Genomic DNA, 19,648 nt, shown 5'->3' on the forward strand with positions numbered 1-19,648 from the left:
TTTTTATCCTCCTTTGTGGGAAGCCTTTTGCGCCCCGACGGGCAGAAACTCCGCGAATCTGCTTTGTCACAGGACAAGTCAAACGCTAGAAGAATCGGATATGAAAACTCAGTGGCTCAAAATCTGTGAAGATCTGCAAAACAGGCTCAACCCCGGCACCTATAAGGTTTGGGTTGCGCCTCTCACCGCCGACCTTGAAGGGGAGGGGAAGATCCGTCTGTCCGCCCCCAATGGATTTGTGGCGACGTGGGTACGCGATCGTCTGCTGAACGACATTTCCGATGCGGCTTCGGCCATTTTCGGGCGGCCGATGGAGATCAGCGTGGTCGCGGGCAATCCCCCCGCCAAAACGAGCCGTTCCATTCCGGTGCGCCCCGCCGTCTCCGTGGAAGGTGAGCCCTCTCCTGCCCGCCGCCCCCGCACGGCCCCCGCGCCCCGTCCGGCGGCCGCCCCGCCCCTGCTTTCTTCCGCTGCAGAACAGCTTTCCCTGCCTATTACCATGCCCGTGAACCAGTCCGTCCCGCGCCACTGGCGGTATGCGTTCGACAGCTTTGTGGTCGGCCCCACCAATGACATGGCGTATGCTGCTGCGCGCAACATGGTGCGCTCCGGCGCCACCGTGGACACCTTGTTCCTCAGCTCCGGGCCGGGGCTCGGCAAGACGCACCTTACGCAGGCCGTGGGGCAGGCTCTATGCGAAGCCAGCAACCGTTCCAATCCCAAGGTCGAGTATCTGACCGCCGAAGAGTTTTCGAGCTGTTTCGTGCAGGCCCTCCAGTCGAGGACAGTGGAGCGCTTCAAGGGGCGTTTCCGCGATGTGGATTTGCTGCTCCTTGAGGACGTACACTTCCTCCAAGGCAAGGAAAAGATGCAGGATGAGGTGCTTTCCACCATCAAATCCCTACAGGAAAAGGGGAGCCGCGTCGTCCTGACGAGTTCCTTTGCGCCCTGCGAGCTGCGGAACGTGGACAACAGCCTTGTGTCGCGTTTCTGTTCGGGGTTCCTTGCCGGTATTGAAAAGCCCGACGCCAGCACGCGCCGCCGTATCCTTCAGGAGAAGGCCCGCCAGAACAACGCGCTGCTGCCCGATTCGGTGGTGGACGTGCTGACCGAGCGCCTCACCGGGGATATCCGGCAGTTGGAAAGCTGTGTGCATAACCTGCTGCTCAAGGCTAAGCTGCTTGGCTGTACCATTTCCGTGGAAATGGCGCAGGAGATTCTGGCGCAGTACAGCCTTGACGATCCTTTTGTGGATGTGGACTCCATTATCCGCAAGGTGTGCGAAGGGTTCGGCCTTTCGCCTGAGCAGTTGGCCTCCCGCAGCCGGAAGCAGAATCTGGTGGTGGCCCGCAACACGATTTTCTATCTCGCCCGCAAGCATACCGAGCTGTCCTTGCAGGACATCGGCGATAAATTTTCCCGCCGCCATTCCACTGTGCTTAAGGGCATCGCTTCAGTTGAGCGCGAGCTGCGCCGCGAGTCTCCCCTTGGGCGGCAGATTGCCGGTACGCTGGCTTTGTTGGAACGGCGTTAGGCTTTATTGGAAGGTTCCATCATAGAGGATGGTTGATGCTTTTTTCTTGGGCTCTGTCATAGTATATGGTTGTTTTATCTCCACAGTATGGTGAAAATACAGAATTTTTCTCGAATTTTTAGTTGATGGACTCCATAATTGTGGTATTTTATTGGCTATTCCCTTGGAATTTCAAGAAATAAGACATCAATCGTTTCCTATGACACAGCCTATTGGAAAGGCTCTCTCATAGAGAATGGTTGATGTTTTTTCTTAAAGCTCCAAAGGAATAACCAGCAAAACGCCTTAGCCGTGGATTCCGCCAATGGGAAAAACAGGATAAAAAGGATGTATTTTCACTGTGTTGTGTGGATAAAACAACCAAAAGTATGACTGATCCATTAAAAACGGAGAAGGGAAATCTTTTTGAGGAGAGGAAAGGATGGGATGTCCTTTATGTTTTCTCCCTTATCCGGCCTCCTTTCCAATGGCTTTAAGTATTACTGAATCCTTCATTGCGGGGGATGTGAATATTTTTTAAGGCTCTATCATAGTCTGTGGTTGTTTTATCTCCACAGTATGATGAAAATACAGACGTTTTTTCCATTTTTCCCGGCGATGGACTTCATGCTTGGGGCATTTTATTGATTATTCCTTTGGAATTTCAAGAAGAAGCATCAACCATTTTCCATGACACAGCTTTTTTTAACAGGAAAGGGCACCCAACCGAATGCCCTTTTTTGTTATGTGTGTTCTGCCACAGTAATCTATTTCTTAAGGTTCTGTCATAACGATTGATTACTGCAATTTTAGATTGGTATATTTTATTGATTTTTTTGAAAAATATTTTGCTGTGTTATAGAAAATGGTTGATGTTTTTTCCATGAAGTTCCAAAGGGATAACCGGCAAGATGCCTTAGCCGTGGATCCCGCCAAGGGGAAAATCGGATAAAAAGGCTGTATTTTCACCGCACTGTGGTGATGAAACAACCACAAACTATAACAGAGCCTTTTGTTATGTGTGTCCTGCCGCAGTAATCTATTTCTTAAGGTTCTGTCATAACGCTTGGTTGCTGCAATTTTAGATTGATTTTATTGATTTTTTGAAAGTGTTTTGTGGTGAGCCCATGATGAAAACACTTTCCTCAGTATCTATCCTGAATTGTATGAAGCTAAGAGGCAGTTTTTTGCTATGGCAGAGCCTTTCTTAAAGGTTCTGCCATAGCAAGCGAGTGCTGTTTTATTCCTTAAAAATTCAAAGAGATGGCCAACAAAATGTTTGGCTATGAAGCCTACCAACGGGAAAACTGGAGAAAAAGTTTTCTTTCTTTCTTTCTTTCTTTCTTTCTCTCTCTCTCTCTCTCTCTCTCTCTCTCTCTCTCTTTATATTATGGTGAAAATAACCAGTTATACTCCATGAGAGAACTTCATCTATTGGCCGATTGAGAGAGCGTAAACTGATTGAAACATCGAACCACGCCTTTTCGAGTGGCTGCTGCCTGACAACCGAAGGGACTCCCTTCAGCCTTGCCTCCCCACTTCGTAAAAGTCTTAGGAAGGAGAGGGGAGGGGGTTCGGGGGAGGGGGAGGAAAGCCCTTCTCCAGAAGGGTTTCCTCCCCCTTCCCCCGATTTTCCTCTTTCTCTTTTTTCATTCCACAGGCGGATTCCAGCCGCTGTCGCCGCCCGCTCCAGTCGTGGTGATGAAACGGACTGCGGAAACCGCGCCATCCGGGGCTACGCGGGCCATGATGCGGAAGGCCGTGGGCTTGCCCTGCCGCCGCACCTGAATATCGTCGACCCAGCCGATGGTCGAGCCGAAGCGCAGATCGCTGAATACATATTCCGTGTACCCTTTGAGTGGGCCCTCAAGCGGGATTTCAGCTTCAAGGGCGGGGTAGAGGGCAAAGCGTTCATACGCCCGGAACATGCGATCCTTTTCGGCAAGCTCGGCCCAGAGCGGCTGCGGCGGCTTGGCATAGGCCATGAACGTCTGAGGCTCCTCCGTGAATACCGTATAGCCAGCCACGTCCCAAACGTCCCCGCGATCCAGAATAAGCTTCCAGTGGAAAGGCGTGAAGGCGTCGGGTACGAGATGCACGGCGCGCACATCATCCCAGAGTCCCTTTCCACTCTGGCCGGGAGCCAAATCCTCACTAAGAAGCTGTTGGGTGAAAACGTCGGGCGTGTAGTGGCTGTCCTTAAGATGCGCCTCAAGGCCCACACGCGTGGCCAGCGAGCCGAGCGGGTAGAGAATAGTCCAGAGCAGGAGGCCGATCATGACGGCGCGCCGTTTCCGCCAGAATATGATCCCAAAGGCCAACGGCAGGAGAAGCAGCGGGTCTACGATGAACAGCGCATTCAAACGCACCCTGTAGTCGCTGAACGGCAGAAAGACCTGCGTGCCGTACGAGTTCATGCAGTCCAAAAAAATATGGTGCAGAATGAGCAGATAGGCCACGAGCCACGCCCGCGGCAGCGGCCAGTTGAACGGCGGAGAGCCGTCGGGGGCTTTGGGGACGCGCCAGCGGTTCATCAGCCGGGGGATGAGGGCAAGGAGAAAAGCGAGCCCCAAGCCTCCGATGAAGGAATGGGTGATCCCCCGGTGGTATTCAATGTATTGCAGCGGAGTGTGGATAAAGAAGACATCCATATCGGGCGAAGCCGCCACCAGCGCCGCCCATGTCGGAAGCCACCAGTTGCGTTTTCCCGGCAGGGCGCAGCCGATGACGGCTCCGCTCAAGGCATGTGTGATCGGTTCCATAGCGTTCCTTCCCTTGCAAAAAAGAAGGGGAAGCGCTTTTTCCGCGAAAAGCCCTCTTCCCCTGTGCTTTGCCAAGTGATGCGGCGTATCACGGTACCGTGTGCTGGACTCACTGCCGCCTTCCGCCTTTTCATGCTGAGGCGGGGCTGAAGTATTTTATACCGGGCGCATGTGCCGCATTCAACAGGAAAATAAGCCCGGACTGCCCTTGTGCAAGCCGTTCCCCAGATCCGGCCAACGATTCGGCCCCAAGGGAAGGGGCGTGGGCGGCGTCGGGGATACGGCTTTTCAGCAAAGGCGCCGTCATAGCATTTGGGTTGTTTTTATCACTACAATATGATGAAAATACAGACTTTTTATCCGAATTTCCGCAGGCGCCCCCATGCTTGGGCCTTTTATTGGTTATTCCCTTGGAATTTCAAAAAATAAAGCGTCAACCGTTTCTTATGGGGCAGCCTCAGCAAACAAGCACCATTGCGGGCATCAATGCTGTGAAAAGGCAATGCTGCCCTGACCAAGCAGATCGTGCATGTGAACCATGCCGAGCAGGCGGCGTTCCTCATCGGCAATGGGCAATACCGTGATAGCTTTGCTTTCCATGAGTTCAAGAAGCGTGGCGACCGTATCCCCTAGGGTTCCGCAGCGGGGGGAAGGCGTCATGACGGTGCTGACAGGGGCCTGCGGATCGAGCGTCCCGCGGCAGACGGCCCGCCTGACGTCGCCGTCGGTCAGGATGCCGCTGATCCGGCGTTCGCCATCGAGCAGGAGCACGGCCCCAAGCTTGCCTTGATCCAGTTGGCGCAGGGCTTCCGACAAGAGGCTTGTTTCGGAAAGCTGGGGAAGCCCTTCAGTCCGCATCACTTCTTTGACGTTGAGCTTCAGGCGCTGCCCCAGGCTGCCTCCGGGATGGTAGCGCAGGAAATCTTTTTCCGTAAATGATTTTAGCTGCATCAGGCAAACGGCCAGCGCATCGCCGAGGGCGAGGACAGCAGTGGTCGAGGCTGTAGGGGCGAGCCCGTGCGGGCAGGCTTCGCGGGGGACGCCCGAATGCAGCGTCACGTCGGCAAGGCGCCCAAGGGTGGAGTCCTCCCTCCCCGTCATGGCGATCAGGCTGGTGCCGAGCGATTTCAGCGCGGGCAGGATGGCGTTCAGCTCCGCCGTTTCGCCGGAATTGGAAATGGCAATGATGACGTCGTCCTTGCGGAGGCTCCCCAGATCGCCGTGGGCCCCTTCCACGGGATGGAGGAAGAAGGCCGGGGTGCCGGTCGAGGAAAATGTGGCGGCGAGCTTGCGGCCGACCAAGCCGGATTTGCCGATGCCGGTCACGACGACACGCCCGGTGCATGCCGCCAGCAACCCCAGCGCAAGGACGAGGGGGGCTTTTTCCGGCGTCTGGGCGCTGAGCCTGTCCCGCACGGCGGCGAGCCCGGCGATTTCAGTATTCAAAACGTCCTGCGCGAGCTTGATGAGCGCGGCGGGCCCGGTATGGGAATGTACGGATTGAGTCATGGGGAAACGTCCTTGAAGCGGCACGGCATGCCGCCGTTACACGGGAAAAAGAGAGCGAACAGGAAGCATAGAAAAAGAATGGCCCGCAGGCAAGCCGGCAAAGGGGCCGCCGTCTCTCATGCGGAGAACGATATTTCTCAGCCTGTTGACGATATATGTCGGTTCACGTACTCAGAAAAGAGGCTGTTCCGTCCGCTTTCCCCCTTTTCGCTTCCTTCTTTTACGATATGGAAACCTTTCACAATATTGCAAGGCGAAGCCCGTTCGGGTATCCACCTCTCTCTATCATTTCATTTGGGAGTCCCCTATTATGGATATTAAGGAAATCCGCGCCCACGCCAAGGATCGCATGAAGGGCTTTTGCCGTGTTTGCCCCGTGTGCGATGGGCGCGCCTGCGCGGGAGAAACGCCCGGTATGGGCGGCATCGGAACTGGGAGCGCTTTCAAGAACAATGTGGCCGCGCTTGCCGGCGTCCGCCTGAACATGCGCCTGATTCATGAGGTCAAGGAGCCAGTCACGGAAACGGAAGTGCTCGGCTTCAAGCTGCGCCTGCCCGTGCTGGCCGCACCCATAGGGGGAACCTCCTTCAACATGGGCGGGGCCCTTTCCGAGGCGGAATATGCGCGGGCCATCGTATCCGGCTGCCGTGAGGCGGGCATTGTCGGCTGTGTCGGCGACGGCGCGCCGGACGAGCTGCACGAGGCGGGGAATGCCGCCATCACCGCCGAAGGCGGCTGGGGGATTCCGTTCATCAAGCCGTGGGAAGGCGAGGAGCTGGAACGCAAGATGTGCAGGGCCGCCGCCACAGGAACACGTGTGCTCGGCATGGACATCGACGCGGCGGGGCTGATTGCCCTGGCCCGCATGGGGCGGCCCGTGTCCCCGAAAACTTGTGCCGAACTGAAGGCCATTGCGGATCGCTCACACGGGCTCGGCATGAAATTCGTGCTCAAGGGCATCATGACGGTCGAGGATGCCATCGCCGCCGAGCGCGCCGGATGCGACGGCATCGTGGTTTCCAACCACGGCGGGCGGGCCCTGGATCATACGCCGGGAACCATTGAGGTCCTTCCCGCCATCGCCGCTCAGGTCAAGGGCCGCATGGCCGTTTTGATGGATGGGGGCATCCGTGACGGGCTCGACGTGCTCAAGGCGTTGGCCTTCGGCGCGGACGCCGTGTTGATTGGCCGCCCCTTCTGCCTCGCTGCCGTGGGAGGCGGTTCAGAAGGCGTAAGGCTGACGGCGGATCATTTTTACAACCAGCTTGTGCGCAGCATGGTGCTGACAGGCTGCCCGTCCGTCCGCGAAGCCGGGCGCCGCCTCGTCAGCACGGCCTCCCTCGCCTGAAGACATACGGAGTATTCATGAAACTGACATTGCCTCAAAGACATAAGCTTGGCCAGTCCATGCTGTGGAACCTGTTTGTGCTGACTGTCGGCGCTGTGTTCTTTTCTCTCGGCGCGCAGGCCGTGGCCTCGCATCACGGATTCCTTACCGGGGGGATTTTTGGTGCCGGCCTGCTCGGCTGGTACGCCACGGGCCTGTTCACGCCCGCTATCTGGTACCTGCTGATCAATATTCCGCTGTTTTTCGTATCGTGGTTCCAGATCGGGCGGCAATTCTTTTTTTATAGCCTCTACGGGAGCCTTGCGACCACGGTCATCAGTGAGTTCATCACCTTTCAGGTGCCGATTCAGGATCATTTCTACGCGGCAATCACGGCGGGCGTGCTCTGCGGCACAGGCACCGGGCTCATGCTGCGGACGCTCGGATCCGGCGGGGGCTTGGATCTCATCGGCGTTATCCTGAACAAGCGCTGGAACATCGGCATCGGGCGGTTCAACTTCAGCTTCAACGCGGTGATGTTCCTCGCCTCCATGACGACCATTTCCCTTGATATGGTCATTGTGTCGTTCATTCAGGTTTTCGTGGCCTCCGCGACCATCGAATACGTGCTCCGCATGGGCAGCCAGAGGAAAATGGTCTATGTCGTCACTGATCGGGGCGAGGCGCTGTGCGAGGCGATCATTGCCGAAGGCTACGGCGGCGCGACCGTGCTCAAGGGCAAGGGCGCGTACAGCGGCGGCGACCGCGAGATCATCCTTACCGTAACCAACAACATCATGTTGCGGCGCTTGGAGAACCTTGTTTTTGCCATCGACGACAAGGCCCTCTTTATTGTGGAAAATACCTTCTACGTTTCCGGTACACGGTATCCCAGAAAGTCGATTATTTAGAAGAATTCTCCTTGGGGAGGGAAACGCCTTTTCAAAAGGCTGTGTTATAGAAAATGGTTGATGCTTTTTCCTTGAAGTTCCACAGGGATAGCCGACAAAATGCCTTAGCCCTGTATTCCGCCAAGAGGAAAACCGGAGAAAAAGACTGTATTTTCACCGCACTGTGGAGATGAAACAACCACATACTATAACAGAGCCTTTCAAAAAGGGCCTTTCCTCCTTCCTCTCCCTAGGTTGTGTCGTCATTTTAAATGTAATTATTTGAAATTATTGAAAATAGTGTTTTTGTGGCCTAAAAAGATAGTTAAATGATTTCAATGTATTATATATAATTGATGACACAACCTAATAAAGCCGCCTCCCTTCCTTCACATTTTGTAAGGGCAGATGATGGCTGCCGTGGTTCGGATGGCGGCGGATTTCCCGCCGTCCCCCGGTCTTGCTCTAAAAGAGAATCACTTCCGTATCGGCATAAGCAAAAAAGAGGCATTCACTTTTGCAATGAAAGCCGCATTTCAGGTATCTGAAATTCAAAATGAATTTTTCAGAACATCATCGAAAAGGCGAATGCCTCGCAAAAAAGCCCTATTGATATAAGCAAAAGCCCTTCTGAAATCATCCAGAAGGGCTTTTTTCCTAGGCTCTGTTTTATAGTATGTGGTTGTTTCATCTCCACAGTACGTGAAAAATACAGCTTTTTCCAGTTTTCCCCTTGGCAGGCTCCACGGCTAAGGCATTTTGCTATCCCTTTGGAGGTTCAGGGAAACAACCAATAAAGTGCCCCTAGAGCGCTTTCAGGTTGAAAATGTTCTTCAGGAAACAGACAGCCGCTGCGAAGGTATACCCACAATGTCTTTACGCTGTTTAATGCCGGAGCGAGCGTGTCTTACACTTTAACATTGTAAATTTTTAAAGTTAATGGCTATGTCATAGAAAACGGTTGATGTTTTATTTCCTTGAAATTCCAAAGAAATAACCAATAAAATCCCCCAATCACAGAGTCCATCAGCGGAAAATTCGGATAAAAAGCATATATTTTTAGTATATTACTGAAACAAAACAACCATGTACTATGACAGAGCCAAGTTAATTTGCCCCAGCATGGAGTCCATCGACGGAAAAACTGGAGAAAGCGTCCCTATTTTCACCTTCACCATATGTGGAGACAAAGCAACCACATCTTATGACAGAAGCCTTTTCATAATACAAAGACGTGTCCACCTTTTTCCCCGAAACCTTTATGAGGGATTCGATAAAGACGAAACTCTTTGAAGGGAAGGGGTGGGGTTTGGGGAGGGGAAGGGAAACTTTCTTGAGAAAGTTTCCCTTCCCCTCCCCAATATCTTTTACCAATTTTACCAATCCAGCGTCGCCTTGAAAGCATGGGCCAGCGCTTCGACGGGGACGGAGAACAACGCGCTGTCGGCAGAGGCCACGGTAAGGCGGGCATCGGAAGTGACTTCGCCGATGAAGGCCGCGGAGGCCCCAAAGAGGGCTTCAAACTCGGCGGCCTTGTCGGGGGCCACGGCTACCAGCAGACGGCTGGCGGATTCGCTGTACAGGGTTTCCGTGAGCGTGAGCGCGCCGATGACCGGAACGCGGTTCAGGGCCAGATGCGCGCCAAGGCGTCCGCCGATGCACATTTCCGCCAGCGACACGGCAAGGCCGCCGTCGGAGAGGTCGTGGCAGGCCGAGATGAGGCGGCTGTTGATGGCCTGATGGAGCTTCCGGTAGCTGGCGAGGGCGGACTTGGCATCCACGCGGGGCACCGTGTTGCAGGCAATGCCGAGCTGGTCGGCGATTTCGCTGCCCGCCAGTTCGCGGGCCGTGCTGCCGATGATGTAGAGGCGGTCGCCCGGCTTCTTGAAGTCGGAGGTCACGGCCTTCTTCACATCGTCCATGATGCCGAGGACGGAGAAGAGGACGGTCGGCGGAATGGAGATCTTCTTGCCGCCGCCGGTGTAGTCGTTCTTCATGGAGTCCTTGCCGGAAATGCAGGGCACGCCGTAGGCCACGCAAAGCTCGGAGAGGGCCTTGCAGGCGCGTACAAGCTGGGCGAGCTTGTATTCACCGTCCGGGGTCTTTTCGGACTGCACCGGGTCGCACCAGCAGAAGTTGTCCACGCCAGCCATGCGGTCGGGGTCGGCGCCCACGGCCACGGCGTTGCGGATGCCCTCGTCCATCGCGTTCGCCATCATCCAGTAGGCGTCGTAATCGCTGTATTTGGGGCAAATGCCGTGGCTGATGACCAGACCGGCCTCGGATTCGAGGATGGGCCGGATGACGCCCGCGTCGGACGGGCCGTCGCGCTTCACGCCGGTGAGGGGCTTCACCACGCTGCCGCCCTTCACTTCATGGTCGTACTGGCGGATCAGGTATTCCTTGCTGCAAATGTTCAGGCGGCCAAGCATGGCCTTGAGGAGTTCCGCCTGATCCACGCCGCCGTCTTCGATGCGGGCGTCGGGGTGCACGGGCGCTTCCCATACGGCGTTGAGCTGGTACTGCGGCACGCCGTCGTGCATGAATTCCATGTCGAGATGGGCCACAAGCTTGCCGTTGTAGGTCACATGGAATACGCCGTCATCAGTGAATTCACCGAGCGGGGTGGCTTCCACATCCATGCGCTTGGCAAGGGCAAGAAATTCGTCGAGCGCCGCCGGAGGCACGGCGAGGGTCATGCGCTCCTGCGCTTCGGAAAGCAGGATTTCCCACGGGCGCAGGCCGTCGTATTTGAGGGGCGCACGGGCCAGATCGATGCGGCAGCCGTTGGTGTCTTCCGCCATTTCGCCGATGGAGGAGGACAGGCCGCCCGCGCCGTTGTCGGTAATGGCGTTGTACAGGCCGAGATCGCGGGCGCGCATAATGAAATCGTACATCTTGCGCTGGGTGATCGGGTCGCCGATCTGCACGGCGGTGGCGGGGGAACCTTCGTGCAGCTCTTCCGAAGAGAAGGTCGCGCCGTGGATGCCGTCCTTGCCGATACGCCCGCCGGTCATAACGATGATGTCGCCTACCTGCGCCTTCTTTTCATAGCCCTTGCGCGGCTTGCCGTCCGTGGAGGACTTGCTGGCGGGCACTTCGGCGGGGATCAGGCCGATGGTGCCGCAGTAGACCAGCGGCTTGCCGAGGTAACGCTCGTCGAACACGATGGAGCCGTTGACGGTGGGGATGCCGGACTTGTTGCCGCCGTGTTCCACGCCTTCGCGCACGCCTTCAAAGACGCGGCGGGGATGGAGCAGGCGGGGGGGCAAGGCTTCGTCATGGAAGGGGGACGCGAAGCAGAACACGTCGGTGTTGCAGATGAGCTCCGCGCCGAGGCCGGTGCCCATCGGGTCGCGGTTCACGCCCACGATGCCGGTCAGCGCCCCGCCGTAGGGGTCGAGGGCCGAGGGGCTGTTGTGCGTTTCCACCTTGATGCAGGCGTCGTATTCGGGCGTAAAGGCGATGACGCCCGCGTTGTCCTTGAACACGGAACGGCAGAAGTCCTTGTCTCCGAGGCTCTCGCGGATCCGCTTGGTCGTGTTCATGATGCAGGTCTTGTAGAGGCTGTTGATCGTCTCGCTGGTCCCGGCGTCCTTGTCCGTATAGGAAATCTTGGACGCGAAAATCTTGTGCTTGCAGTGTTCCGACCACGTCTGGGCGAGCACTTCAAGCTCGGCGTCGGTGGGATCGGCGGGCAGGCCGAGCTCCTTGCGCTGCGCTGCGACTTCGGGGCTGGAGAACCAGTCCCTGATCTTGGTCATTTCCTCAAGGCTGAGGGCCAGCGTGTTTTTCTGGCTCACTTCCAAGAGCTGGGCGTCGTTCATGGAGGAGAGCGGGACGATGTTCACTTCATCGCAGGACGCGCCGGTCACGCGGGCGGCCTTGGGGGCGAAGCCGGGTTCGGCGTCCCACTGGGCGCGGCTCTTGATTTCAAATCGCTGGATGAGCTCGTTGGCGAGGAGGTCGCGGGCGATGCGGGTGGCCTGTTCTTCCGTCAGCGGGCCGTGGAGACGGTACTGGACGGACGTGTACACGGCGAGGCTGCTGCGGTCTTCGATGCCGAGCACGAGCGCGGCGGTGTCGCGGGCGGTGCGGCCTTCATTGTCCGTGACGCCGGGGCGGTAACCGACTTCAATGATCCACGACGTGCCTTCTTCGGGCAGGGGCAGGGGAGACAAGGATACGGCCTGCAACACCGGATCGTGCAGCACGCTTTTCGCCATGAGCGTATTCACCTGTTGCGCGTCGAGCCCCTCCAGCGTGAACACCTTGATCGTGCGCACGGACTTGACGGGGATGCCGAGGGCCTCACGGATGCTGGCCGCCGTTTTACGGCCGATCGTGTCGTCAAGGTGGGGGAAAAGGCCGGCTTCAATGCGGTAGAGCATGTCTGTCTCCTGAAAAGGCTGTTTGAGTGACCGTGGAAAAGGTTGCGTGGACAAAAATCAGGCGTCGCGGTTGCGGACGTAGCCGATAAAGCTCGTGAGGATTTCCCCGTACGGCGAGGCAGGGAGCCCGGCGGTGAGGGCGTCGAGGTTTTCCTGCGCCTTATGCAGATAGGAATCGGCAATGCCGCGTGTCTTGTCGTCAAAGCCTTGGGCGCGGACGGCATCAATGACGTGCCGGACGTCTTCGTCGGTAAAGGACTGTTCCGCGAAACGGGCGAAAAAGGCGTCACGCTCGGCCGGAGCCAGCGAGTCGGCATAGAAGAAGATGGGCGGCGTCAGTTTGCCTTCGCGGACATCCCCGCCTTCAGGTTTCCCGGTCAGGCTGGAAGGGGCGAAATCAAGCGCGTCGTCGACGATCTGGAAGGCCATGCCCAGATTAAACCCATAGTCGGTCGCCCCGGCAATCTGTTCCGGGGTGCCGTTGGCCCTGATCGCGCCGATGTTGCAGGCGGTCCGGATCATCCACGCCGTCTTGCCGGCAATGATCTGATTGTAAACCAGCAGATTGGGAGCCCTCTTCCCTTGGTTGGCGATTTCGAGGATTTCGCCGTTGGCGGTCTGGGCGATGGCGTCGGACGTGGCGGCGGTCAGCCTCGGATCACCGAACCCGGCCACGATCTGGTTTCCCTTTGCGAGCAGCGCGTCCCCGGCGAGAATGGTCTCGGTAACGCCGAAGACCTTGTGCGTGGCCGTGCTGCCCCGGCGCATTTCCGCGTTGTCCATAACGTCGTCATGGAGCAGGGTCGCCACATGGAACATCTCCATTGCCGCGGCGAGGGAATAGATGTCGTTGTCGGCATAGCCGAGCAGACGGGCCACGAGTACGGTCAGCAAGGGCCGCAGCCGTTTTCCCCCGTTCCCCATCGCGTATTGGGCGATGGGCATGATGGAGGCGGGGAGTTCGGCGGCAGCCTCGGCCAACGCCGCATTGATGCTGGGTTGTTCCTGTTCGATAAAGGTGCGGAGTGTGATCATGGGCAGATGAGGATAGGGTTAGCGGCTGAGGGTACGGCCCCGCCGCGAATCCGTTCTACATAGCTGTTAGCCGGTTGATGTGCAAGTAGCTTTACAGCTTCCACGGCTTTTCCTACAAGGGAACTTCGTTTCGTCCATCTCTTGCAGCGAGGAGCGCATGGAGTTCAACAGCAAGCTTTTTTTCAGTGCACTTGGGCTGGCCTTCATTCTGGAAGCCCTTCCTTATACACTCTTTCCCGAACGAATGCGGCAGGTTCTGCAAACCCTTGGCGAGGAGGGGGCTTCCGGCCTGCGCCGGATGGGGCTCTTTTCCCTTGTGGTGGGCCTCATCGTACTTTGGCTTACGCTTGGATAAAAGCTTTTCAGCCTCCGATACTCCGGCTCATGCTTGGATGAGAGCCTATGAGAAGCCCCGCCCCTGTCCCCACTTGGGTGGCCCCTTGTGGATTCTTCGCATTGTTCCGACAAGCCGGAGGCGCGGCCTGAGCCGGACATATTTTTTGGGAACGGAAAAGCCCCTGAAGGCGGATGCATTCAGGGGCTTTCGTTACGCTTGGGCCGCTCTTACATGAAGAACAGGTAGGTGATGAGGGCGAAGCAGGGGAACAGGATCCCCACGGACCACAGCATGTAACCGAAGAAGCTGGGCATCTTCACGCCCTGATCTTCGGCGATGGAACGAACCATGAAGTTCGGGGCGTTCCCGATGTAGGTCACGGCGCCCATGAACACGGCACCGGCGGAGATGGCGGAAAGGGTTTCGGTCCAGTCGGTCATCAGATGCGCGGCGTCGCCGCCGGCGGTGTTGAAGAACACCAGATAGGTCGGGGCGTTGTCGAGGAACGAGGAGAGGAGGCCGGTCAGCCAGAAGAACATGGCGTTCACGGGCTGGCCTTCGTGGAAGACCATGTTGATGACCCCGGCGAGGGCGCCGTCGGTACCGGCGCGCAGAATGGCGATGGCCGGGATCATGCTGATGAAGATGCCGATGAACAGCTTGGCGACTTCAAGGATGGGCTCCCACGTAAAGTTGTTCAGCTTGCGGCATTCCTTCGTGGTCAGGGCAAGGGAAGCGCCGGCGAGGGCAAGCAGGATGACGTCGCGGGCGGCGTTCTGCAGCTCAATGTGCGTGCCGTAGATTTCAAAGCTGGATTCGGGCTTCCAAATGCCGGACATGAGCACCGAGATGACAACGCCGACCAGAAGCAGGAGATTGACCTTACCGTCAAGGCCGAGCTTTTCATTGGACTGGGTGGCAGGCTTCGGCTTGCCTTCCTTGCTGAACAGAACCGTATCCAGAAGGAAGAAGATGCCGAGCAGGATCAAGGAAAGCAGCGCGGTCTTGCAGAACAGATGCACGGTCGTCCAGAAGAAGGACACGCCCTTGAGGAAGCCGAGGAACAGCGGCGGGTCGCCGAGGGGGGTCAGGGAACCGCCGATGTTGGCGACAAGGAAAATGAAGAAGATGACGATGTGCATGCGGTACTTGCGGTGCTCATTGGCCCGGAGCAGGGGGCGGATGAGCAGCATGGCCGCACCGGTGGTTCCCATCCAGCTGGCGAGGATGGTTCCGAGGGCGAGCAGGCCGACGTTCACCGCAGGCGTACCCACGAGCTGACCTTTGAGGCGGACACCACCCGCGATGGTGAACAGTGCGAACAGCAGGATGATGAACGGCACGTATTCCATGAAGAGGACATGGACGAACTGATAGACAGCCAGCTGGAGTCCGAAGACCATGGCGCAGGGCACGAGGAAGGCGAGGCCCCAGAAGACAGCCACCTTGCCGAAATGGTGATGCCAGAAATGCGGCACGGCGAGAGGGCCGATGGCGATGGACAGCAACATGCAGACAAAGGGAACCACCCAAAGGATGGACAATTCCGCTCCGTTGAGGTCGTGACCGCCGGAAGCCTGGGCAGACAGGGGTACCAGCGCCGTCAGCGCCAGTGCCATAAACATGGCAAACAGTCGTTTCATCTCAGGTCAGCTCCTTGGGAAAACTTTTTTTATCAGATGTCCCTTTAGTATGAAAATGCAAGAAGATCAAGACGCACACCTACAAAGGGCTTCTTGTCTCCATAGGAAAGGATTTATTTTTTACGCTTTGGAGAGCTTGTCTTCTTTTTCCCGTAAGTCCGTAAAGGCGGCGGAAAGGCTTCCCCTTCCCTGTGACGCATAGGCATTTTGAAAAACTTCCGCGGCTTCATGGAGCTCCTCGGCGCTGCCGAAGCCATAGCTCGCCGTTGGTTCTGCCGTGTCCGCGGCGTAGAGGTCAAGGCGATGCATCTGCCAGTCGCTATATCCGTGAAGGCGTTTGATGTCGACAATCATCCCGGCGGAACCGTTGATGATCCATGAACCTTGCCGCTCGTCGATGAGCAGATAGCCCGCTCCGGTGTCCCACCATGTGGGATACATGCCGAGCTTGTGGATGAGGCGGCGCGTTTTCCAGTAGGGGAGGGTACGGCTGACGAGGTTGAGCCCACGGAAGAAAAAGAAGATGGCGAGGACGGGGGTAATGCCGATGGCTACAAGGCCGGGTAATGGCGACCAGAGGTAAAGATGCCACGCTCCCACGGCAAAGAGGATTGCCAAGCTCCAGCGGAAGAGCCCGCGAAGCAGGGGAAGGGGGCCAAGGACAGTATGGATCGCAACTGGCGGCATGACGGCTCCAGAAAACGCCGCTGGACGTTTCGGCTAGACGGGATAATAGAGGTATATGCACCTATATCTAACGTGACAGAGGGAGTGTGACAACCTCTTTTTATAATTATAACACGGAAGAAAATCACGGTTTACAGATACTGCGCCGGTGGGTTAACATACCTACCTGTTCTCCTCCAACCGTTCGGGTATCCTATGTCTTGTGCATTTTTTTCCGGCTCCTCCTTTAGAAGATCTCAGATAGTGTGTTCCAAGCGTTCCATCGCATTGCTGGCTGCGGATTGTATAGCACTTTTTGGGACTATGTTTTTAATAGGCGTCATTCGGATTCTATTGGGTGGTGAAATCTCACTTTCACAGCATGTTCCCTTAGCATTGTTTCTGTTGCTTGCTCCCATCGTCAACGCTTTTGAAGGATTGTATAGTGAGGTTCCTCCGGCATTGCCGGAAGAAATGCGTCTGCTTGGGATATCAACATCCATCGCCTACTTCAGTATTGCTATTTTTCTTTTTCTTGGCCGTGGCGATCTCCCTTCACGTACTGTTTATGTCTGGTCTTGGTTCTTGAGCCTTGGGACGGTTCCCCTGGTTCGTTGTGCATTGCGTTCCCGTTTCTCCCGGGAAACATGGTGGAGAGTGCCCACAGTTGTGTTCGGTGCGGGAGAGCTTGTTCCTCGCGTAAAGGAGTACCTCAATAAGCATGCAGAAGCGGGATTGCTTTTGAAAGCCCATTTCGTCGGTCAGGCATGCATGGAAGGGGAAAAGGAACGGGAGAATACGTCTCAATGTACCTGCAGCGGTCTTGAGCCGTTGTACAGCCGTTCGGACTTGGATACGTTCATCCGCCTTTATCCGAGAACGTGCGCCATTGTCGTCATGGAAAGAGACGCTCCGCTTGCATGCCGCCAAGATTTAATTGATTTAGCAAGCTTGTTGTTTAGTTCGGTCATTATTGTTCCTGAAGACTTTTCGGAAGGGGAAATTCCTTTCTGGGTACGCCCCGTGGAAATTGGGGACGTCCTTTGCTTCAAGGTACGGCAGAATCTGCTTGATCCCAAGAGATTAACTCTGAAACGTGCCGTGGATTTGTTTCTCTCGGTCGTAGGCGGCATTGCCATTTCCCCTTTTCTTGTCCTCATTGCCCTTGCCATTAAATTGGAATCGCGCGGCCCGGTTTTTTTTAGGCAGAATCGTATAGGCCGGGGAGGGCAGACCATCCGCATCTTAAAGTTCCGAACGATGGTGCATAATGCAGAGGAAGTCCTTCAGACGTATTTGCGGGAAAACCCTGAGCTGCGTGAAGAGTGGAAAGCGGATCAAAAGCTGCGTAATGATCCCCGTATTACAAAGGTCGGGGCTTGGCTGCGCAAGACAAGCCTAGACGAATTGCCTCAGCTCTGGAATGTTATACAAGGAGAAATGAGCTTGGTAGGGCCGCGTCCCATCGTCGATGATGAGATCGTGAAGTACGGTTCGGCTTTCGCTTCCTATACGCGTGTACGGCCAGGTATGACCGGACTCTGGCAGGTTTCCGGGCGAAACGATCTTTCATACAGCCAGCGTGTTCACCTTGATCGTTTTTATATCTGCAACTGGTCAACATGGCTCGATATTTTGATTTTGGCAAAGACGTTTCCCGTTGTCCTTGGGCGCAAAGGGGCTTATTGAGATTTCCAAAGTATACAGCAGCGTTTTATCTGGCTAAGCAAGAAGAAGGCCCGGAACATTTTCCGGGCTTTTATTATGGATTTTACTGTATTGAGGATGTGAAGTGGCCGAAACAAAAGGCTCTGTTATCGTATGTGGTTGTTTCATCTCCACAGTGCGGTGAAAAATAGAGCCTTTTTTCCAGTTTTCCCCTTGGGGGATCCACGGCTAAGGTATTTTTGGGGGTATCCCTTTGGAGCTTCAAGGAAAAAAGCATCAACCATTTTCTATAACACAGCCAAACAAAAAAGGAACCTATCGGCATAGCGAGTGGCTTTTTTTGAAGGGGAGGCGATTGGAGTGGAAATTCATAAAATACTGTGAGGAAGTAAGGAGGCTTTCCCATGCATCCAGAGAATATCCCTGAGGGAATGGACAGGAGCAGGGGGAAGGAAAACTGTGATGAGATCCGGTATGCCTTTTTTCTTTTTCAGGAGATTGCGGAGAACGGACGGACAAGTTTTACAGCTTGTTACTTGGATAAAAAACAAGGCCATGAATTGCTTCATGGCCTCGCATCAATTTGGGATAGTGCTTAGTTGGCGGGCTTGTCGGCAGCGGGAGCCTCAGCCGGCTTTTCAGCAGGGGCGGCGGGAACCGCGGCAGCGGGGGCGGCGGGCTTGGGCGCATCTTCCAGCCGGACGTCAAGAATGGTGGATTCCTGCGCCTTGTGGGAGCTGGACACGTAGTTGTAGCTCAAGGATGTAATGATGAACAGCACCGCCATGAATGCGGTCATCTTGGCCAGCAGGCCGCCCGCACCGGAGCTGCCGAATACGGAGGCGTTGCCGCCGCCGAAAATGACGCCCATTCCTTCCTTGCCCGCTTGGAGCAGGACAAGGATAACGAGGGTTACACATACGATGACATGCAAGGAAAGAATCAGGGTCTGCACGGTGGGAACTCCTCAGCAGGCTGGACAATGCCTGCGCTGAACCGGCTGTGCCAGTAAATGTATGGGCCGATACGTTGGCCGAAGATACGCCGACTTCCTGCCGGGCGGGAACACGGTGTTCCACGGTAGAACAGGATTGGTATCGGCGTTCCGGGAACGGAAGGCGGAATCCTGCGCGCCTGCCGTTCTTCTAGGCAAGATCGGCACGGACGATGTCGGCAAAACTTTGCGCCTGTAAAGAAGCGCCACCTACCAGAAGACCGTCAACGTTGTCAAGAGAGAGAATGGCCTTGGCGTTGTCCGGCTTTACGCTTCCGCCATATAAGATCTGGATGCCGATGCCGTTGGAACCCAGCAGGCTGCTCAAAAGTTCGCGTATCAGCGTGTGCACCATGCGGATGTCTTCGTCGGAAGCGGTCTGGCCCGTGCCGATGGCCCACACGGGTTCGTAAGCCACGGCAAGGCGGGAATAGTCCGCATTGGGGCCGAGCCCGGCAAGCCCCCTTTCGAGCTGGAGCCAAAGGATGCTGTTGAGTTTCCCGGCTTTGCGTTCGGCGAGGGTTTCACCGATGCAAAGGATGACGGAAAAGCCTTGTTCCAGCGCAAATGCCGTCTTCTTGCCCACGAAGTCCGGGCTTTCCCCAAGCACATGGCGGCGTTCGGAATGGCCCGTGAGCACCCATGTGCAGCCTGCTTCGCGGAGCATGGCCGGGGAAATCTCGCCGGTGAAAGCACCGGATTCGGCGGGGTACATATTTTGTGCGCCGATGAAGATGCCGGGGGCGCCGTCGAGACCTTCCTTTGCGGCTTCCAGAGCGGTGAACGGTGCGAACACGATGACATCCCTATCGTCCGGGGCGCCGCCAAGGATAGAGGCGAGTTCGTGCGCGGTGGCTTTGGCTTCCGTGCGGGTTTTGTTCATCTTCCAGTTGGCGGCGATAATGGTGCGCAT

At 56.2% G+C, this 19,648-nt stretch carries 15 protein-coding genes; 7 read left to right on the forward strand and 8 right to left on the reverse strand.

Features of this window, described 5'->3' with window-relative positions; genetic code table 11:
• Positions 1-100: 100 nt before the first annotated feature.
• On the forward strand, positions 101-1,534 hold the full coding sequence (gene dnaA, locus AC6I1V_RS00005; RefSeq protein ID WP_302554260.1) for a chromosomal replication initiator protein DnaA: 1,434 nt from the start codon (positions 101-103) through the stop codon (positions 1,532-1,534).
• 1,628 nt (positions 1,535-3,162) lie between these two features.
• On the opposite strand, the gene AC6I1V_RS00010 is transcribed toward dnaA, so the two are convergent.
• Both AC6I1V_RS00010 and AC6I1V_RS00015 read right to left on the reverse strand, forming a co-directional pair.
• Positions 3,163-4,275 (reverse strand): metal-dependent hydrolase, encoded by a 1,113-nt coding sequence (locus AC6I1V_RS00010; RefSeq protein ID WP_486854904.1) that lies wholly within the window; start codon positions 4,273-4,275, stop codon positions 3,163-3,165.
• 483 nt (positions 4,276-4,758) lie between these two features.
• Positions 4,759-5,784, reverse strand: a complete 1,026-nt coding sequence (locus AC6I1V_RS00015; protein ID WP_486854905.1) for a KpsF/GutQ family sugar-phosphate isomerase — start codon at positions 5,782-5,784, stop codon at positions 4,759-4,761.
• Between the two features lie 310 nt (positions 5,785-6,094).
• Here AC6I1V_RS00015 and AC6I1V_RS00020 point away from each other — a divergent pair, with 310 nt between their 5' ends.
• From AC6I1V_RS00020 to AC6I1V_RS00030, 3 genes are all read left to right on the forward strand, one after another.
• Positions 6,095-7,132: an alpha-hydroxy-acid oxidizing protein gene (locus AC6I1V_RS00020; RefSeq protein WP_486854906.1), complete on the forward strand. Its 1,038-nt coding sequence runs from the start codon at positions 6,095-6,097 to the stop codon at positions 7,130-7,132.
• 17 nt (positions 7,133-7,149) lie between these two features.
• Positions 7,150-8,022, forward strand: a complete 873-nt coding sequence (locus tag AC6I1V_RS00025; RefSeq protein ID WP_302553134.1) for a YitT family protein — start codon at positions 7,150-7,152, stop codon at positions 8,020-8,022.
• A gap of 387 nt (positions 8,023-8,409) precedes the next feature.
• The gene (locus tag AC6I1V_RS00030; protein WP_486854907.1) at positions 8,410-8,619 is read left to right on the forward strand and encodes a hypothetical protein; all 210 of its coding nucleotides are present in this window, start codon (positions 8,410-8,412) and stop codon (positions 8,617-8,619) included.
• Positions 8,620-9,377: 758 nt separating this feature from the next.
• On the opposite strand, the gene AC6I1V_RS00035 is transcribed toward AC6I1V_RS00030, so the two are convergent.
• Both AC6I1V_RS00035 and AC6I1V_RS00040 read right to left on the reverse strand, forming a co-directional pair.
• The gene (locus AC6I1V_RS00035) at positions 9,378-12,392 is read right to left on the reverse strand and encodes an AIR synthase-related protein (protein WP_486854486.1); all 3,015 of its coding nucleotides are present in this window, start codon (positions 12,390-12,392) and stop codon (positions 9,378-9,380) included.
• Positions 12,393-12,449: 57 nt separating this feature from the next.
• Positions 12,450-13,427 (reverse strand): polyprenyl synthetase family protein, encoded by a 978-nt coding sequence (locus AC6I1V_RS00040; protein ID WP_302553128.1) that lies wholly within the window; start codon positions 13,425-13,427, stop codon positions 12,450-12,452.
• Between the two features lie 157 nt (positions 13,428-13,584).
• Between AC6I1V_RS00040 and AC6I1V_RS00045 the strand changes: the two genes are divergently transcribed.
• Positions 13,585-13,782, forward strand: coding sequence for a DUF2065 domain-containing protein (locus AC6I1V_RS00045; RefSeq protein WP_302553127.1), 198 nt, complete (start codon positions 13,585-13,587; stop codon positions 13,780-13,782).
• 209 nt (positions 13,783-13,991) lie between these two features.
• On the opposite strand, the gene AC6I1V_RS00050 is transcribed toward AC6I1V_RS00045, so the two are convergent.
• Both AC6I1V_RS00050 and AC6I1V_RS00055 read right to left on the reverse strand, forming a co-directional pair.
• Entirely contained in the window at positions 13,992-15,407 is a 1,416-nt protein-coding gene (locus tag AC6I1V_RS00050; protein ID WP_486854485.1) for a sodium:proton antiporter, read from the reverse strand.
• Between the two features lie 120 nt (positions 15,408-15,527).
• Positions 15,528-16,094 (reverse strand): hypothetical protein, encoded by a 567-nt coding sequence (locus AC6I1V_RS00055; RefSeq protein WP_486854484.1) that lies wholly within the window; start codon positions 16,092-16,094, stop codon positions 15,528-15,530.
• Between the two features lie 195 nt (positions 16,095-16,289).
• On the opposite strand from AC6I1V_RS00055, the gene wbaP reads away from it, so the two are divergent.
• On the forward strand, positions 16,290-17,762 hold the full coding sequence (wbaP, locus tag AC6I1V_RS00060; protein WP_486854483.1) for an undecaprenyl-phosphate galactose phosphotransferase WbaP: 1,473 nt from the start codon (positions 16,290-16,292) through the stop codon (positions 17,760-17,762).
• Positions 17,763-18,145: 383 nt separating this feature from the next.
• A complete protein-coding gene (locus tag AC6I1V_RS00065; RefSeq protein WP_497736701.1) occupies positions 18,146-18,340 on the forward strand; it encodes a hypothetical protein in 195 nt (64 codons plus the stop codon).
• Here the strand turns inward: AC6I1V_RS00065 and secG are convergent.
• The gene (secG, locus tag AC6I1V_RS00070; RefSeq protein ID WP_486849799.1) at positions 18,337-18,696 is read right to left on the reverse strand and encodes a preprotein translocase subunit SecG; all 360 of its coding nucleotides are present in this window, start codon (positions 18,694-18,696) and stop codon (positions 18,337-18,339) included. The two genes, AC6I1V_RS00065 and secG, sit on opposite strands and share 4 nt — an antisense overlap.
• 190 nt (positions 18,697-18,886) lie before the next feature.
• The gene (gene tpiA, locus AC6I1V_RS00075; protein ID WP_302553120.1) at positions 18,887-19,648 is read right to left on the reverse strand and encodes a triose-phosphate isomerase; all 762 of its coding nucleotides are present in this window, start codon (positions 19,646-19,648) and stop codon (positions 18,887-18,889) included.

It is taken from the genome of Bilophila sp. T19-St14 (genome assembly GCF_059728385.1).

Coding starts and splice junctions, on each gene's coding strand:
- AC6I1V_RS00015 (WP_486854905.1), bottom strand. CDS start 5,784: ATGACTCAATCCGTACATTCCCATACCGGGCCCGCCGCGCTCATCAAG.
- wbaP (WP_486854483.1), top strand. CDS start 16,290: ATGTCTTGTGCATTTTTTTCCGGCTCCTCCTTTAGAAGATCTCAGATA.
- AC6I1V_RS00030 (WP_486854907.1), top strand. CDS start 8,410: ATGATGGCTGCCGTGGTTCGGATGGCGGCGGATTTCCCGCCGTCCCCC.
- AC6I1V_RS00065 (WP_497736701.1), top strand. CDS start 18,146: ATGCATCCAGAGAATATCCCTGAGGGAATGGACAGGAGCAGGGGGAAG.
- dnaA (WP_302554260.1), top strand. CDS start 101: ATGAAAACTCAGTGGCTCAAAATCTGTGAAGATCTGCAAAACAGGCTC.
- AC6I1V_RS00010 (WP_486854904.1), bottom strand. CDS start 4,275: ATGGAACCGATCACACATGCCTTGAGCGGAGCCGTCATCGGCTGCGCC.
- AC6I1V_RS00055 (WP_486854484.1), bottom strand. CDS start 16,094: ATGCCGCCAGTTGCGATCCATACTGTCCTTGGCCCCCTTCCCCTGCTT.
- AC6I1V_RS00040 (WP_302553128.1), bottom strand. CDS start 13,427: ATGATCACACTCCGCACCTTTATCGAACAGGAACAACCCAGCATCAAT.
- tpiA (WP_302553120.1), bottom strand. CDS start 19,648: ATGCGCACCATTATCGCCGCCAACTGGAAGATGAACAAAACCCGCACG.
- AC6I1V_RS00025 (WP_302553134.1), top strand. CDS start 7,150: ATGAAACTGACATTGCCTCAAAGACATAAGCTTGGCCAGTCCATGCTG.
- AC6I1V_RS00020 (WP_486854906.1), top strand. CDS start 6,095: ATGGATATTAAGGAAATCCGCGCCCACGCCAAGGATCGCATGAAGGGC.
- AC6I1V_RS00045 (WP_302553127.1), top strand. CDS start 13,585: ATGGAGTTCAACAGCAAGCTTTTTTTCAGTGCACTTGGGCTGGCCTTC.
- AC6I1V_RS00035 (WP_486854486.1), bottom strand. CDS start 12,392: ATGCTCTACCGCATTGAAGCCGGCCTTTTCCCCCACCTTGACGACACG.
- AC6I1V_RS00050 (WP_486854485.1), bottom strand. CDS start 15,407: ATGAAACGACTGTTTGCCATGTTTATGGCACTGGCGCTGACGGCGCTG.